Origin of the sequence: Sulfitobacter aestuariivivens (assembly GCF_014763045.1) — a bacterium.
GTDB classification, from domain to species: Bacteria; Pseudomonadota; Alphaproteobacteria; order Rhodobacterales; family Rhodobacteraceae; genus Sulfitobacter; species Sulfitobacter aestuariivivens.
The window spans coordinates 1355561-1371693 of the sequence record NZ_JACTAG010000002.1 but is presented as its reverse complement, the minus strand read 5'-3'; the positions used below and the strand labels follow the sequence as shown (position 1 = coordinate 1371693).

The 16133-nt window shown below is 60.2% G+C and carries 17 protein-coding genes and 1 riboswitch; of the genes, 7 read left to right on the top strand and 10 right to left on the bottom strand.

The genetic code is table 11. From position 1 onward, the window contains the following. From cobW to H9Q16_RS16510, 5 genes are all read right to left on the bottom strand, one after another. Positions 1–1035, bottom strand: coding sequence for a cobalamin biosynthesis protein CobW (gene cobW / locus H9Q16_RS16530; RefSeq protein ID WP_191076511.1), 1035 nt, complete (start codon positions 1033–1035; stop codon positions 1–3). Then, the gene (locus H9Q16_RS16525; protein WP_191076510.1) at positions 1032–1418 is read right to left on the bottom strand and encodes a DUF1636 family protein; all 387 of its coding nucleotides are present in this window, start codon (positions 1416–1418) and stop codon (positions 1032–1034) included. Before H9Q16_RS16525 ends, cobW begins: the two co-directional genes overlap by 4 nt. Further along, positions 1419–1907: a hypothetical protein gene (locus tag H9Q16_RS16520; RefSeq protein ID WP_191076509.1), complete on the bottom strand. Its 489-nt coding sequence runs from the start codon at positions 1905–1907 to the stop codon at positions 1419–1421. Then, positions 1904–2596 carry a CbtA family protein gene (locus H9Q16_RS16515; RefSeq protein WP_191076508.1) on the bottom strand — a complete coding sequence of 231 codons (693 nt, stop codon included), beginning with the start codon at positions 2594–2596 and terminating at the stop codon, positions 1904–1906. Before H9Q16_RS16515 ends, H9Q16_RS16520 begins: the two co-directional genes overlap by 4 nt. A 189-nt stretch (positions 2597–2785) precedes the next feature. Further along, positions 2786–2956, bottom strand: a complete 171-nt coding sequence (locus tag H9Q16_RS16510; RefSeq protein WP_191076507.1) for a CbtB domain-containing protein — start codon at positions 2954–2956, stop codon at positions 2786–2788. Positions 2957–2989: 33 nt separating this feature from the next. Further along, a riboswitch (cobalamin riboswitch) is annotated at positions 2990–3202 on the bottom strand. Between the two features lie 154 nt (positions 3203–3356). On the opposite strand from H9Q16_RS16510, the gene H9Q16_RS16505 reads away from it, so the two are divergent. Next, positions 3357–4271 (top strand): DMT family transporter, encoded by a 915-nt coding sequence (locus tag H9Q16_RS16505; protein ID WP_191076506.1) that lies wholly within the window; start codon positions 3357–3359, stop codon positions 4269–4271. On the opposite strand, the gene H9Q16_RS16500 is transcribed toward H9Q16_RS16505, so the two are convergent. The 4 genes from H9Q16_RS16500 to pncA all read right to left on the bottom strand — a co-directional run bounded on the left by H9Q16_RS16500 (position 4268) and on the right by pncA (position 7773). Further along, a complete protein-coding gene (locus tag H9Q16_RS16500) occupies positions 4268–5029 on the bottom strand; it encodes a Stf0 family sulfotransferase (RefSeq protein ID WP_191076505.1) in 762 nt (253 codons plus the stop codon). The two genes, H9Q16_RS16505 and H9Q16_RS16500, sit on opposite strands and share 4 nt — an antisense overlap. 85 nt (positions 5030–5114) lie before the next feature. After that, positions 5115–6404, bottom strand: coding sequence for a nicotinate phosphoribosyltransferase (gene pncB, locus H9Q16_RS16495; protein WP_191076504.1), 1290 nt, complete (start codon positions 6402–6404; stop codon positions 5115–5117). 44 nt (positions 6405–6448) lie between these two features. Next, positions 6449–7174 (bottom strand): hypothetical protein, encoded by a 726-nt coding sequence (locus tag H9Q16_RS16490; RefSeq protein ID WP_191076503.1) that lies wholly within the window; start codon positions 7172–7174, stop codon positions 6449–6451. A 5-nt stretch (positions 7175–7179) separates the two neighbouring features. Then, the gene (gene pncA / locus H9Q16_RS16485; protein ID WP_191076502.1) at positions 7180–7773 is read right to left on the bottom strand and encodes a bifunctional nicotinamidase/pyrazinamidase; all 594 of its coding nucleotides are present in this window, start codon (positions 7771–7773) and stop codon (positions 7180–7182) included. Between the two features lie 136 nt (positions 7774–7909). Between pncA and trhO the strand changes: the two genes are divergently transcribed. Beyond that, entirely contained in the window at positions 7910–8806 is an 897-nt protein-coding gene (gene trhO, locus H9Q16_RS16480) for an oxygen-dependent tRNA uridine(34) hydroxylase TrhO (protein WP_191076501.1), read from the top strand. Between the two features lie 19 nt (positions 8807–8825). Here the strand turns inward: trhO and H9Q16_RS16475 are convergent, their stop codons facing one another. Further along, positions 8826–10046, bottom strand: a complete 1221-nt coding sequence (locus H9Q16_RS16475; RefSeq protein ID WP_191076500.1) for an MFS transporter — start codon at positions 10044–10046, stop codon at positions 8826–8828. A gap of 139 nt (positions 10047–10185) precedes the next feature. On the opposite strand from H9Q16_RS16475, the gene H9Q16_RS16470 reads away from it, so the two are divergent. The 5 genes from H9Q16_RS16470 to H9Q16_RS16450 all read left to right on the top strand — a co-directional run bounded on the left by H9Q16_RS16470 (position 10186) and on the right by H9Q16_RS16450 (position 16073). Beyond that, positions 10186–11037: an OmpA/MotB family protein gene (locus H9Q16_RS16470; RefSeq protein WP_191076499.1), complete on the top strand. Its 852-nt coding sequence runs from the start codon at positions 10186–10188 to the stop codon at positions 11035–11037. Between the two features lie 114 nt (positions 11038–11151). Next, positions 11152–12462 carry a flagellar hook protein FlgE gene (locus H9Q16_RS16465; protein WP_191076498.1) on the top strand — a complete coding sequence of 437 codons (1311 nt, stop codon included), beginning with the start codon at positions 11152–11154 and terminating at the stop codon, positions 12460–12462. 45 nt (positions 12463–12507) lie between these two features. After that, positions 12508–13953 (top strand): flagellar hook-associated protein FlgK, encoded by a 1446-nt coding sequence (gene flgK / locus H9Q16_RS16460; RefSeq protein WP_191076497.1) that lies wholly within the window; start codon positions 12508–12510, stop codon positions 13951–13953. A 15-nt stretch (positions 13954–13968) separates the two neighbouring features. Then, positions 13969–14973: a flagellin gene (locus tag H9Q16_RS16455; RefSeq protein WP_191076496.1), complete on the top strand. Its 1005-nt coding sequence runs from the start codon at positions 13969–13971 to the stop codon at positions 14971–14973. Beyond that, a complete protein-coding gene (locus tag H9Q16_RS16450) occupies positions 14970–16073 on the top strand; it encodes a flagellar basal body P-ring protein FlgI (RefSeq protein WP_191076495.1) in 1104 nt (367 codons plus the stop codon). The genes H9Q16_RS16455 and H9Q16_RS16450 overlap by 4 nt, the downstream gene beginning before the upstream one ends. Positions 16074–16133: the final 60 nt, after the last annotated feature.

The following is a 16133-nucleotide window of genomic DNA, read 5'->3' as shown; positions in this document are numbered from 1 at the left end:
TCAGGCGCCCAGGACGTCGCGGATTTTGGCGGTGTCGATGTGGTCGTGTTCGGCGATGACCACGAGATGCCCCTGGCGGGCCTGATCGCCCCAGGGGCGGTCAAACTGATGCCGGACGCGCGCGCCCACAGCCTGCACCAGCAGGCGCATCGGTTTGCCGGTCACAGCAACATAGCCTTTGACGCGCAGGATATGCTGTTCGGTGGCCAGTTTTTCGATGGCCGCGACAAGGGCATCTACATCATCGACTTCGGGCATCGGGACGACGATGGTTTCAAAGTCGTCGTGTTCGTGGTCGTCATGCCCGTCATGGTGCGAGGGGCGCGCGGCCAGATCGTCTTCGGCGGCGGCGCCAAGGCCCAGAATGACCTTGGGATCAATAACGCCTTCGCTCATGGACAGGATCGGGATCTGGCGCGGGCTTTCGGCTTCGATCACGGTACGCGCACTGGCGAGCCCCGCTTCCCCCGCAAGATCAGCCTTGGACATCACTACGATGTCGGCGCAGCTGATCTGGTCTTCGAACACTTCCGACAGCGGTGTTTCGTGATCGAGCGATTCGTCCGCCTTGCGTTGCGCATCGACCGCGTCGACGTCTGCGGCAAAGGTGCCTGCGGCCACGGCTTCGGCGTCGGCCAACGCAATCACACCGTCCACGGTGATCTTGGAGCGGATGGCCGGCCAGTCAAAAGCTTTAAGTAGGGGTTTCGGCAGGGCGAGGCCGGAGGTTTCGATGAGGATATGATCCGGGCGGGTGGGCATCGCCATCAGCGCCTCGATGGTCGGGATGAAGTCATCGGCCACGGTGCAGCAAATGCAACCGTTGGCCAGTTCCATGATGTTCTCTGCCGGGCAATCCTCATCCGCGCAGGATTTGAGGATGTCACCGTCCACACCGACAGTGCCGAATTCGTTGACCAGAACCGCCAGACGCTTGCCCTCGTTATGGGTCATCAGGTGGCGGATCAGCGTGGTCTTGCCCGAGCCCAGAAAGCCGGTGATCACGGTGACAGGGATTTTCGAGAGGTCATTCATGTCTCAGACTCCGGGGGAACGTAGGCGGGAAAGTTGAAGGGCGGGATGCGGCCGAGGCTTTGCTTGCGAAAGACAACCGGGCGTTCGCGCCATGTGACAAGGCCGTCGTCGGTGGCGGCATAGGCGGCAGCACCCGCGAGGATGTCAGCGGCATCGTCCTTGGTCATGCGGCCATAGACATAGCCCCACTTGCCGGGTGCCGTCAGGGCCACGGACGCGCCTTGCGAACAAGCAGACAGGCATTTGACAGGCACGATCTCGACACCTTTGGGCGCAGGCTGATCCGTCAATGCCTTGTGAAGTTGCGCACCGGGGACTGGCGCGCCCTCTTCCAGCACTTCGCCCGCTTTGCAGGTCATGCAGACGTAAAGGGTCGCGGTCATCTATTCGATCTCCAGCATCGTGGCGGCCCTGATGGGTTCGCCGTTTACCGCCAGTGGCTGGTGGTTGTTTGAATTGAGCGTGACCTCCACCGCGACCGTGCCCTTGGGCAGGCCATCAAGGTGAACCCACGGGCCATAGAGACGTCCCTGCTTGACGCCATTCACGTAGACGTGCGCGTGGCCCTGTCCCGGCGCGTGGTCACGGCTGGCCTGCCGGGGCGAGAATTCGAAGTTTTCGACCATGACGTGCAGGTTGTAGCCCGCCTTGGGATCGCGGATCAGGTCGATGGCCAGCGTCGGTGCGGTTGCCGCGTCGACCTCGATCGGGGTGTCGTGCATCTTGACATGATCGCCGTCCGGTGCTGCGCCATGATGGGCGGCATTGCTGTGATCATGGCCGTCAAATGTCACGCCCATACCAGCCGCTGTGACAAAGCCGATGCCCAACCCAAATGCGAGACCGATCGCGAAGAGCGCCAGCGTTCTCATGTGGTGCGCGCCTCTCTTGCGCCTTCGGACCGCCAGAAATACCCCGCAAAGCACCCCAGCAGGACCCAGGCCGCCAGTCCGACGCCAAGCGCGCGGGCGGCAAAGAGCGCACCGATTTCCGTCGGCACGGGGCCGGTAAAGGTGTCAGGTTCAGGCGCGCCGATGATGTGCGGGGCCAGAAGCAAAATTGTGGCAACACCCCAGGCAGTCCAGCCCTGCCCAAAACCGATAAGCCACATGGCAACTGCGGCGGACCCGGCAGTGGCAAACCACCAGATCTGGCGTGCTGTGACGTCTGCCGCTGCGACACCCGGGACTTCGGGCGCCAGCGTAAAGCCCGGTGCCAGGTGAAAGGCGACAAATCCGGCGATGCCCCAAAGAAGCCCCGTGCGCCCATCCACATGAGCGCCGCGTTCTTCGGCGATGCTGATCGCCGCGATCATCAGCAGGGCATAGCCGGTGTAGGTCAGCATGGTGAAGATCAGGCTCAGCCCGTCGCGTACCGGCTCAAAGCCCGGCAATTCAGGATGGGCGCTGACGGCTTGCGCACCAAAGTGCACCAGCTCGCCGCTTTCATACAGCTCTGCGTGAAGCAATACGGGTTGCACAAAGACAAGCTGCAGAACACCTGCAATCAGGCCGGCAAGGGCCCCTGCAAATAACGCGCTGATGATGACACGAGACATCATGTTTGTTTCCAAATGCTATGGCCTGGCCGCCGACCCCCCTAAAACCAAAACCGCGCCCCTGCGGTGCAGCGGCACGATATCCGTGTTCTATGCAGGGAAAGACTCCGAACGCTGTTCGGACCCGGCCAGCCGTGCTGCGCCATCCCAAACGCACGCGACCGCATGCGTCAGATCGGCAGTCTCAAAAGCTTAGTGGCAGGGAAAGCCTGTCGCATGGCGCACATCATGTGCGGCATCATGCAGTGCGGCGGCCTGTACGTGCCCGGTGATCGAAATCACGGTCACACCCAGCACGGCTGCAAAGACGGCGGGGATAAAGCGCGCAACGCTCAGCTTCAGCGTATTGGTCTGTGTGTTCATCTGTCACTCCTTACCGTCACACCCGACGGCTTGTTCGTTTCTCTGCGCCTGGCAGGTCTCCTGGCTCGCGGGTCAGGGCCTTGGCCCGCCTTCCCTGACCATGAAGGCCAAGTGGCATGAGGGGCGCAAAGCTCTCCGCTTACAGTCGCGGGGGCGGCTTCGGCATCAGATAACTTCACCGAATTCCCTTTTCGGTCCCACACCCCGAGGGGTGATTAACGGAACACCAAGCGCGGCCAAGGTCGCATTTCAAAGCTGCCCGCGCAAGGTAGATTTGCGACGCGTTGACGCCGGGAAACGCTTCTTTGTGGCGCTGGCGCGGCATCTTGCCCATAAACGCGGTATTGGCGGGCAGGCAAACGCGCGAATCCTCCCGCATCTTTCCGGAGCCCTGGCCGACATGAATCGCACGACCCTGGCCATTTTGCTGTCGCTGATGGCGCTCATTCTGTTCGACGCGATGGGGCTGATCATCAAACGCCTGAGCAGCGATTATGGTGCTGCAGAGCTGTCGGCGTGGCGGAATGTCTTTGGATTGATCCCTGCGGGGATTGTATTGTGGTGGTCGGCCGAGTGGCACCGCACCGGGCGCAGGGTCAAGCTGCGGCAGTGGCCCCTTGCGATTTTTCGGGGCTTTGTATTGACCTTCGCGCAGTTCTTTTTCTACCTGTCCCTTGGATTGCTGGACTTCGCGACAGCGTCGACCATCACCTACGCAAATGCGCTTTTCATGGTAGCGCTTTCCGTGCCTTTGCTGGGGGAGAAAGTCGGCGCGGTGCGCTGGATGGCGGTGGTGGTGGGATTTGTCGGCGTGATCATGGTTATGGGGCCCGGGCGCGACAGCTTTTCATCGGCCGCACTTTTGCCGCTTGCGGCCTCTGCCTGTTATGCGCTGACCGCTGTAACAGCGCGCATGATGGACGAAGGGGCCCCGACCGCGCTGATCAATCTCTATTCCTCGAGCGTGGCCGCGGTTGGCGCCTTCCTGTTGGCCATGTTCACCACCGGTTTCAGCCCCTTGGCTCAGGCCACGGATCTATGGTGGATTCTTGGCATGGGGTTTTTCGGTGGCAGTGCGGTTTTGCTGTTGATCACATCGGTCCGGATGACGGAGCCAAGCAATCTGGCCCCTTTCAGCTATTTCGGCATCCCGATCGCCTTTGTGTTGGGATGGGCCTTTTACGGAGAGACGCCATGGGGTGATCTGTTCCCCGGCGCGCTGCTAATTGTTGTGGGCGGGTTGCTGATTATCTGGCGGGAACGGCGGTTGCGGCAAGCGTCACGAGATGCGGGCCCGCTTCCCGCTGGGCGCTAGCGGCACATTTCTTCTCGTTCAAAGCGCTTGACCCATTCCTGGCTGATCTCATCAGCCATCTTACCGACGTGGGCCGTGATCTTTTCGCATTTCCCGGACTGCAGGCAGAGGGCGTCAAGAACCGTACGAAGCATCTTTTGCGGCGCGGCAGACAGAGCGTCGTAAGTTACCCGCAAAGGTTCGATATCCTGCTGTCCGAACCATGCGGTCCAGGCCGCATCCATTTCTTCGAATTGCATCAGTTGATTGGATATGGCGGCAGGATCGTAGGTCAGTTGCTTCGGCTCAGAAAGCCGCTCGATCTCGCGTCCATCGGGGGCCATGTGCCAAAGCCCTGACTGCTGTGCTTTAACAAAAGAAACCGCTTGTTCGAGCTTATTTTCGCGCGTCAGGTGTATGAAGCGCGTTTTGCCGAAAGCAGCATTGAGACGCGCGACGTCATTCTTGCATGATGGATGAAGCTGTCTGAGTTGTTCGGTGAAATATTCGAAGCTGTGCCGCTGAAGGCGTAGACCAAATACTTTTCCACCCCCTTTCCCGCGCTCCTGGGCCGCGCGGAAGACCGCCGCAATCTGGTCGCGCGGATTGCAAAAGGACTTGTCCCGCAGGTCATAATAGTCGAGCCATTTGTTCATGGAAGGTTCGTGAAAATGCGACTCTGGCAAACCGGCGATCCCGGAGTTTCGCAAGAGACCGCACAAAAGCGTGCTTCCGCTGCGCGGCGACGTGCAAATCACATATGCATCAACGGGTGTCATGATTTGCGCCAACGCCAGCGCGGAGGAGCAATGCAATTTGTCTGACGTGGGTACGGGCCATCTACAACAATGTGCATGGCTTCGATCAAACCACCACCTCGACCTCTTCCTGCGCGCCGACACCGAACACGCGCTTGTAGCGCTCAATCTGGTCGGCTGGTCCCATGGCCTTGTTGGGGTTGTCCGACAGTTTCACGGTCGGTTGCCCGTTTGCGCTGACGGCCTTGCAGACAAGGCTGAAGGGGGCCAGCGCATCGCCCGGGACCAGCCCGCGGAAATCATTGGTCAGCAGCGTGCCCCAGCCAAAGGATATGGACGTTTTGCCCGCAAACTTTGTGTGCAGTTCTTTGATCTTTGCCACATCCAGTCCGTCGCTGAAGATGATGCGCTTTTCGGACGGGTCTTCACCGCGTTCTTTCCACCAGTCGATGGCGATCTGGGCGGCGGTCGCGGGGTCGCCGCTGTCGACGCGGATGCCGGTCCAGCCCGCCAGCCAGTCCGGGGCGTTTTGCAGGAACCCTTCGGTGCCGTAGGTGTCGGGCAGGATGATGCGCAGATTGCCTTCGTGTTCCTCGTGCCAGTCGTGCAGCACGTCATATGGCGCCTGGGCGAGAGCCGCGTCATCTTTGGCCAGCGCGGCATAGACCATCGGCAATTCGTGGGCGTTGGTGCCTATCGCTTCGAGTTCGCGCATCATGGCGATGCGGCAATTCGAGGTGCCGGTAAAGGCGCTGCCCAGCCCTTCGTGCATCGCCTGCACGCACCAGTCCTGCCAGAGATAGGAATGCCGCCGCCGGGTGCCGAAATCGGCGATCGACAGGTCGGGGATTTCGCGCAGGGCCTCGATCTTTTCCCAGACACGGGTCATGGCGCGCGCATAGAGCACCTGTAACTCGAACCGGCCCATCTGGTTCAGCACGGCGCGGCCCCGCAATTCCATCAGCACCGCCAGCGCCGGAATTTCCCAAAGCATCACCTCGGGCCAGGATCCTTCGAACGTCAGCTCATACTGGTCGCCTTTGCGTTCCAGGTGATAGGGCGGCAGGCGCAGTTTCTCGAACCACTCCATGAAATCGGAGCGGAACATCTGGCGCTTGCCGTAAAACGTATTGCCCCGCAACCAGGTCGATTCCCCCCGGCTGAGGCTGAGAGAGCGGATGTGGTCGAGCTGCTCGCGCAATTCACCTTCGTCGATCAGATCCGCCAGCGGGATATGTTTCGAGCGATTGATCAGGCTGAATGTGACCTGTGTGTCGGGCTTGTTGCGAAACACCGACTGGCACATCAGCAGCTTGTAGAAATCCGTGTCGATCAGCGACCGCACGATGGGGTCGATCTTCCACTTGTGATTGTAGACGCGGGTGGCGATATCCACGGGCAGGCTCCGTATTTGGGCGTTTCAGCTTGAGGCAGGACGGATTAAGAGTCCAGCACCCCGCGCGCAGTGATCCGCGCATGAAGGTTCAGGTCATGCGCATTGTGCTTGCGCAGAAAGTCCTGCAGCAGCGGTGCCTCGAACACCGCCTTGTCAAAATGATAGGTGCTGGCGTTTGTGGTTTTCGATCTGGTGGGGCGCTGGCCGGTCATGTCCGCGATCAATGTGTCGGGGTCAGACCTGAGCGCTGCATACTGGCTGAGGCGCGATATGCCCGTGTCTTTGGAAAATATCAGGTCATCGCCCAGCAGAAATCGCGACTGTAGGTTCAGGAACATGCCGCGACGGGCCTCAATGTTGTTCAGAACGACCCGGGGGTCGGTGTTGTCGCTGTCCTTGAGCCGCTGTGCATAGGTGCGGATGCCCTCGGGGTGCGCGCGGAAGAAGCGCCCGCCCCGGGTCGCGATTTCGATCAGCCAGTTGTAATGCGACATGACCTGCGCCAGCGGTGTGCGGATCAGGCCAAAGTACTGAACCTCGCGCCCGCCTGCATCGCCCAAAAGCGCCTGCATTTTGTTGAGCGCAAGATGGCCGCTGACCCATGCCTGGCGCGGCAGTTTGCGGTGCAGGGTGGTCTGGCGGTCCCGGTAGTGTTCCACGTGATCCAGCCCCGCGCCCCAGCCGGACAGATGCGCATTCACGGTACTGCCTGCCGTCTTGGGCACGTGGATATACACCTTGAGCGGCCCTGCGGCCCTGTTGCCGAACACGCGGATCAGGCCAGTGTCACGCCAGCACCCTGCATGGCCGATCGGGCGGCCCCCAGCGATCCGTCCAGATCAATGGCGCGGGTCAGATCCGTGCGCACCTCGACGCCGAACCCCAGCTTCGCGGCATCCACGGCGGAATAATTGACGCAGAAATCAAGGGCGAGACCGACCATCACCAGATCCTTGATCCCACGGGTACGCAGATAGCCTTCCAGCCCCGTCGGCGTGGTATGGTCGTTTTCAAAGAACGCCGAATAGCTGTCGATGGCGGGGTTGTATCCCTTGCGGATGATCAGGTCGGCCCGGTCCTGCTGCAGCTCCATGTGAAACTTGGCACCCATACTGCCCTGGATGCAATGATCGGGCCACAACACCTGCGGGCCATAGGGCATGTCGATCAGGTCATAGGGGTTTTTGCCACCATGTGCCGAGGCAAACGACGAATGCCCCGCGGGATGCCAGTCTTGCGTCAGGATCACGGCCTCGAAATCGCCCATCAGGGCGTTGATCCCCTGCACGATCTCATCGCCTTGGCTCACCGCCAGCGCCCCGCCGGGGCAGAAATCATTCTGGACATCAATCACGATCAACGCGCGCATCGGGCGACCTTTCCTTGCGACGGGACCTAACGCCCCGTCTTCATCTTTCCAATAAACTCAAATCCCGCATCAACCACAATGCACGAAGCGCCGATCCCCTTGCGCAACCGCCCCCACCGGGCCTATGTGACCGACCATGTACACGATCGCCGCCCTATATCACTTTACCCGTTTTCCTGATCCCGCTGCGCTGAAACCGCCGCTTGAGGCGGTGTGCCGGGCGCAGGGTGTCAAAGGAACGTTGCTGTTGGCCGGTGAAGGCCTGAACGGCACCATCGCCGGATCCCGCGCCGGCGTCGACGCGGTTCTTGCTCACCTGAGGTCGCTGCCGGGGTGCAGTGCGTTGGAGTGGAAGGAATCGACGTCGTCCAATCCGCCCTTTCCGCGCATGAAAGTGCGCTTGAAGCGCGAGATCGTGACCATGGGCCAGCCCCAAGTGGATCCGGCTTCGGGCACAGGCCACTATGTTTCCGCGCAAGACTGGAATGACCTTATCGGGCGCGATGATGTGGCCGTTATCGACACCCGCAATGATTATGAAGTGGCAATCGGTACGTTCGATGGAGCCATTGACCCCCGCACCAAAAGCTTTGGAGAATTCCCGGCCTGGTGGGAGGCCAACAAGCACCGCTTTCACAACAAGAAGATTGCGATGTTCTGCACGGGGGGCATTCGCTGTGAGAAATCCACCAACTACCTGTTGGGGGAGGGGATTGAGGATGTCTACCACCTCAAGGGCGGCATTTTGAAATACCTCGAAGAGGTGCCGCAGCATCAAAGTACCTGGCAGGGCGATTGTTTCGTCTTTGATGCGCGGGTCAGCGTGGGGCATGGGCTGAAAGAGGGGCCGCATCTGCTGTGTCATGGCTGTCGCCAGCCGATTCTGCCTGAGGATCGCGGGCGTCCGGAGTTTGAGCAGGGCGTCAGCTGTCATCAGTGTTTCGACAAGACGTCCGAGGCGGACAAGGAACGTTTTCGGGAACGGCAAAAGCAGATGAAGCTGGCAGAACAACGCGGCAGTGGCCTGCCCTAGCGCCCGGCCATAACGGCGGTCAGGCGGTTGCGATCCCCCGGGGGGCCCTTGGCCGCGACCGCGTAAGCAGCCAAAGCATGATGGCGATGTTCAGACCATTCCACACAATGCCGTTGATAAAGGCCAACTGGTACGACCCGCTAAGGTCATAGATCACGCCCGACAGCCATCCGCCCAGTGCCATGCCAAATATTGTGGCCATCAGCACAAACCCCACGCGGGCACCGGCCTCATGCGCGGGCATGTATTCGCGCACGATCAGGGCATAGCTGGGCACAATCCCCCCCTGACTAAGCCCGAACACCAGCGACACCAGATAGAGCGATACGATACCGCCTGCGGGCAGATAGAGAAAGAGCGCGATACATTGCAGCACCGATCCGATCAGCAGTGTCATCACCCCGCCAAGCTTGTCCGCAACCAGCCCCGACACGATCCGGCTTGCCACCCCGCCCATCAGCATCAGCGACAACATTTCGGCTCCCACCGCCGGGCCGAACCCAAGATCCACACAAAGCGCAACGATATGAACCTGTGGCATGGACATCGCCACGCAACAGCCGATCCCCGCGAGGCCCAGCAGGTATTGCAGCGCGCGCGGGCTAAGACCCACGGACCGCGCATTGAGCGATGACGCCACCTGTGCGGCATCCTTGGCCGCGTGAGAGACCTGTCTGCGCAGGGTCAGGGCAAGGGGGATCACGCCCAGACCGGTCGCCAGGATCATCACCAGATAGACGGTGCGCCAGCCGCTGTCTTCGAGCACACCGGCCAATGACATGGGCCAGATTGCCCCGCTAAGGTAATTGCCGCTGGCCACCAGCGCCACGGCAATGCCCCGCCGTTTGACGAACCAATGAGAGATATCGGCGATCAGCGGTCCAAATCCCACAGCCGATCCAAGACCTACCAGCAGTTGCCCGACCGACAGCATGAAAATGGAGTTTGACAGGATCGCAATGCCCATGCCCGCCATGATCCCCAGCGCGGCCAGGATCAGGGACAGGGTAACCCCAAAGCGATCTACCGCCTTGCCGATCAGAAAGTTGCCCAGCGCAAAGCCGATCATCATCAGCGTATAAGGTATCGCGGCCTCGGCACGGGTGGTGCCAAACTCTGCCTCGACCGCAGGCATGATCGTGATGATCATCCACATGCCCGCGTTGGCAATGCATGCCACCAGCAAGGTCAGGCCAAGCCTGATCCATGAGTAGGTGCTGTCGGTCTCTAAACTGTGCATCACGCCCCCTGCCCCATCTGCGTCCCTTGCGCGGCCGGGTGCAAGGGGGAGCCGGGAAAATAGAGATAATTCGATCTGTTAAGCGCGCCGAAAGTTGCCCTCGCCTAGACCTGAGATCGGTAGAACAGGGGTGTTGGACATGCAGGCGCAGGGGAATGCGGCACCGATCATCATCAAGCGCAAGAAGATCATCAAGGGCGGCGGGCATCATGGCGGTGCCTGGAAGGTCGCCTACGCCGATTTCGTCACTGCGATGATGGCCTTTTTCATGTTGATGTGGCTGCTGAATGCCACGACCGAACAGCAACGCAAGGGCATTGCGGATTACTTCACGCCCACCATTCCGATCAACCGGGTGTCAGGGGGCGGCAATGGTGCGTTTGGCGGCGAAAGCATCTTTTCTGAACAGGTGCTGCCGAAAAACGGTACCGGCGCCACCAACGCCCATGCCCCGGTTGAGCGCAACGCAAGGGGCGAAACCGGGCTGGACAGCGAGGGGTCGGCAGAGCAAATGACTGACGAAGTGCTCACATCCCTCGAAGAGATGCTGCGCGGCAGGGGTGGCGAATCTGCGGTGATGGAAAATGCGCTGCGCCATATCGTGACCCGGATCACCGATGAAGGACTGGTGATCGAACTGTTCGAGCTTGATGGCATACCCCTTTTCGATGCGCGCACAGACAAGCCGACACAACTGCTGAGGGATCTTACCGCGCTTATTGCGGCTACCGCACGGACGGTTGTGAACCCAATTGCAATCGGCGGGCATGTGCGCGCCGAACCTATCGTTATCGCGCGTGAAGGCGTTTGGGATCTTTCGCTCGCGCAGGCCTCTGTCGTGCGGGAATTGTTGCAAAACAAGGGCGTAGACGCGCGCAGGGTGCACCGCGTGACCGGGCATGCCGACCGAAGACCTGCGTTGCCGGATCCGATGGCGCAGCGCAACAATCGTATCGAAATCGTTCTGCTGCGGGATGTTCCGCGCAATTGAGGGCGCCCCGGGGCCCCAAAGAATGTCGCTGATTTTATCTGTTAGCGCCCCGTTAAACCCCGCCGGGCTAAGGCTGAGGGAACGTGTGCAGGTTCAGCAGAAAGGCGTGTCGCAATGACCATCTCATCTTCACTCAATGCAGGGATTGCGGGGTTGCAGACCAACGCGACCCGTCTTGCGACAATCTCGGATAACATCGCGAACTCCTCAACGATCGGGTACAAACGGGTCGTGACGGATTTCCATTCGCTGGTGATCTCGTCCAACGGCGGGACATATTCCGCGGGCGGTGTGCGGGCCACAACGCAGCGACTGATTGACCAGCGCGGGTCGCTCATATCCACGTCGAACGCCACCGACATTGCCGTGCGTGGACGCGGTTTTATTCCCGTCGCGCAAGGGGCCGATATCGCCGTCGATCCAAACAACCCCACCATGCTGCTGGCGACAACCGGATCCTTCCGGACCGATTCCGAAGGTTATCTGCGGTCGCCCTCGGGTCTGGTCCTTTTGGGCTGGCCTGCGAATGCAGACGGCAGCATTCCGACGTTTCCACGCGATACAGCGGATGGACTGCGACCCGTTCAGATCAATGTGAACCAGTTTTCAAGCGAACCCACCACGCGCATCAGCCTTGGCGTCAATCTGCCTGCGATTGAAACCAGTGCCGGGGGGGCCGGCGATACGCAGCCCCTGTCGGTCGAATACTTCGACAATCTGGGCATCTCGGAAAGCGTCAATGTCAGCTTTACCCCGACTGTCCCGGCGGCTGGATCTTCTAACGAATGGACAATGACGCTTGAGGATTCGGTCAATCCTGGCACAGTGATTGGCGAATACACCCTGACGTTCACCGATAGCCGCACGGCGGGTGGTACGCTTGCCTCAGTGACCCAAACGGCTGGCGCGCCTGGTGGCGCTTATGATCCTGCTACGGGTGGGCTGGTTATCAATGTTGCAGGCGGCCCGATCGAAATCGACATTGGCATGATCGGTGACAACAACGGGTTGACCCAGCTTTCAGACAGTTTCGCGCCCGTCAGTATCACCAAAGACGGATCGACCGTCGGTAACATGATCTCTGTCGAGGTCGACGCAAACGGGTATGTCCGCGCAAATTTCGATACCGGCATTACGCGCACGATCTACCAGGTGCCCCTCGTCGATTTGCCAAATCCAAATGGCATGGTGGCCTTGGACGAACAAACCTATCAGCCCGCAGTGGGCAGCGGCACCTTCTTTATGTGGGATGCGGGTGACGGGCCGACAGGCGATGTGGTGGGCTACGCGCTTGAGGAATCCACAACCGACGTGGCAGGGGAACTCACAACGATGATCCGCACGCAAAGGGCCTATTCGTCCAACGCGAAGGTGATCCAGACCGTTGATGAGATGTTGCAGGAGACGACAAATATCAAACGCTGACCCGGGCCAGCCATTGAGGCGCTGCACCAGAAAGGACCCTGATACATGAGCATCTCGTCGGCAATGTCTAACGCCGTTCTGGGCCTGCGCGCCGCCGGGCGTGGCGCAGAGGTCATCTCGTCCAACATCGCAAACGCTCTGACGCCAGGATACGGCAGGCGCGATCTGGCGCTGAGCAGCGGGATGCTGGGCGGGGTCACGGCGGTTGGCGTGGTGCGCATTGTTGACGCTGGATTGGCCTCGGATCGCAGATTGGCGGAGGCAGCGAACAACAGCGCCAGCTTGTCAGCCGGTTTCTTCGCGCGGCTCGAAGGGCTTTACGGCACACCCGACGATCCCAATTCCGTGTCCGCGCGGCTGGCAGGTTTCCAGGCCGCATTGATCACCGCCGCCAGCCGACCTGATGCGCCGGACAGACTGGTGGCAGCAGTGAGGGCAGCCAATGATCTTGCAACAACATTGCAGGATACATCAAACGGCATCCAACAAGCGCGCAGCCAGGCAGATCGCGCCATCGCGACACAGGTGTCCGACCTCAACACAACGCTGCAGCAGATCCGCACCCTCAACGCCGACATAACGGGCGCGCGGGCACGCGGGGTTGATACATCGGCGCTGCTCGACCAGCGCCAACAGCTGGTGGACCGGATCGGCGCCATTGTCCCCGTGCGGGAGATCCAGCGAGAGAACGGGCAGATTGCGCTTTACTCCACCTCCGGGGCGGCCTTGCTGGATGGACGCGCATCTGTCATCGATTTTACACCGTCAAACTCGGTGACGCCTTATATGTCCGTCGACACCGGCAGTTTGTCCGGTCTTACGATCAACGATCAACCGGTACGGACCGGCAGTGGCGACGGCGCATTGCGCGGCGGCTTACTGAGCGCGCAGTTCGAGATACGTGATGAACTGGCACCCGCCGCGCAGATCGACGTTGATGCACTGGCCCGCGATCTGGTGGAACGCTTCCAGAACCCGGCTGTCGACCCCTCTCTTGCCGTCGGTGACGCAGGGCTGTTTACAGACAGCGGGTCCGCATTCGATCCGCTGAATGAAGTCGGCTTGTCGCAGCGGCTGGCGATAAATGCGCTGGTCGATCCTGCACAAGCAGGCGCGCCATGGCGGCTGCGCGACGGGATCAACGCAGCGGCACAGGGACCCGTAGGTGATGCGACCCTTTTGCAGAACCTCGCCGCCGCGCTGAGCGCGACCAAAAATCCGGCAAGCGGCTCTTTCAGTGGCACAGCACAGACCGGATCTGCCCTGGTCTCGAACATGATTTCGGCGATCGGTGTGGACCGGATCGGTGCAGAGCAGCAGCTCAGCTACACCTCCGCACGGTTTTCTGAACTGACCCAGCAGCAATTGTCGGATGGGGTGGACACCGACGATGAACTGTTGCGGCTGCTTGAGGTTGAACAGACCTATGCCGCGAATGCCCGCATGATCGAAGTGTTGAACGAATTGATGCAACGGCTCAATCAGCTTTGAAGGAAGGGAATTGAAATGAACACGGCGACGTCCGGCGATCTGGCTCAAGCTTACTTCCTGCGCACACGAAACGCGGGCTTGAAGCAAACGATCCAATACTACACAGATCAGCTTGCCACAGGCCAGGTTTCTGACCTGCGCGGTACTGTCGCCGGAAACTACAGTTTCCTGACAGACGTTGAGCGCAAGACAACCCTGCTCAGCGGTTTCAAGATTGCCACGTCCGAAGCGACGCAATTTACATCAGCGATGCAACTGGCGTTGGAACATTTTGCCGACCTGTCCTCAAATTTGTCTGACACGCTTCTGACTGCCGGCGGCAGTGCCGCTGCGACCTCTACAACAGATGTTGCCGCACAGGCGCACGCGGTGCTGGATGCCATGCTGGGTGTGCTGAATACGGACGTTGCCGGGCGTCATCTCTTTGCCGGGAATGCGACGGACCAACGCCCGATGCGTGATAGTGCCACTTTGCTTGCCGATCTGACGGCCGCAGTGAGCGGAGCCGCGAGCCCTGATGATGTGATGGCACTGGCTACAGCCTGGTTCGACGACCCCGCTGGTTTCGAAACCTCGATGTACACTGGTGGTGGGGCCGCATTGTCTGCGTTCGCCCTTTCCAGCCGCGAAAACCTGAGTATCGATGTGCGCGCAAACGAACGCGGACTGAAACAAGCGCTTCGAAATGCGGCGGTGGCCGCGCTGGCGAATAGTCCCGCTTTTGGATTTGACGTCACCACCCAAGGAAACCTCTTCGCTTTGACGGGGCAGGATCTGCTCACCGGTCAGAAAGGCATCATCGATTTGCAGTCCCGCGTCGGTTTTTCCGAGGCCAACATCGACGCCGTTGTCACGCGCAACGAAGCCGAATTGACCAGTCTCACCCTTGCCAAAACCGCACTGCTCGAAGCAGATCCCTTTGATGCAGCCACAAAACTGGAGGAAGCCCAATTTCAGCTTCAAAGCCTCTATTCCGTCACGGTGCGCATGTCGCAGCTTTCTCTGGTGAACTATTTATGAGGACGTTTTTCTTACTGCTTTGTGCAATCGCCGTGATGGCCTTGCCTGCAACCGCAAGCCCGGTCCGCATCAAAGATCTCGTTGATTTTGATGGTGTGCGGGGCAATGATCTGGTCGGCTATGGCCTTGTGGTCGGATTGGATGGCACTGGTGACGGCCTGCGAAATGCCCCCTTTACTGAAGACATCATGGCCAACATCCTTGAGCGCCTGGGTGTGAATGTTACCGGCGAGCAGTTTCGCCCCAAAAACGTCGCTGCTGTGCTGGTGACGGCCACCTTGCCACCCTTCGCGCGGGCGGGCAGTCAGATTGATGTGACCGTTTCCGCAATTGGAGATGCCAAAAGCCTGATGGGTGGAACGCTGATCATGACACCCATGAACGCTGCGGATGGCCAGATCTACGCTGTTTCACAAGGCACAATCATTGCCGGTGGCGCGCAGGCTGAAGGTGACGCGGGCAGCGTCACAACTGGGGTGCCCACGGCCGGAACCATTCCTTCAGGCGCGCGCGTTGAACGCGAAATCGACTTTGAACTTGAAAGCATTGGTACTCTGCGCCTTGCGCTGCGCGATGCCGACTTTACAACGGCCGACCGAATCGAGCGCGCGGTCAATCGGGCATTCGGGCGTCGCGTCGCCTTGATGCTGGACAGTGGTACGGTAGAGCTGAACGTGCCGGCTACCCGCATGCGTTCGGTTGCCCATGCCCTCAGTCGTATTGAGAACATTGTTGTCCAGCCTGAGCGGAAGGCGCGGGTCGTTGTCGATCAACGCTCGGGCACGATTGTTATGGGGGAAGACGTCAGAATCAGCCGCGTGGCGGTGAGCCAGGGCAACCTGACCCTTCGTATTCAGGAACAGCCGCTGGTTGTCCAACCCAACCCCTTTTCGCAAGGGCAGACCGTGGTCGTACCGCGCACGAATGCAGCGATTGATGAGGAGCCCGGGATCAGCCTTGCCGAGGTGCGGCCGGGCACGTCCCTGTCAGAGGTGATTGCGGGGCTCAACGCGCTGGGGGTGGCGCCCAGAGATATGATCGACATCCTCAAGAGCATCAAAGCGGCAGGTGCGTTGCATGCCGAATTTGTGGTGCATTGAAGTTCAGGCAGGTTTAGAAACACCTCCCTGAGCAGTCCCTGTTGTCAGCAACCGCGACCG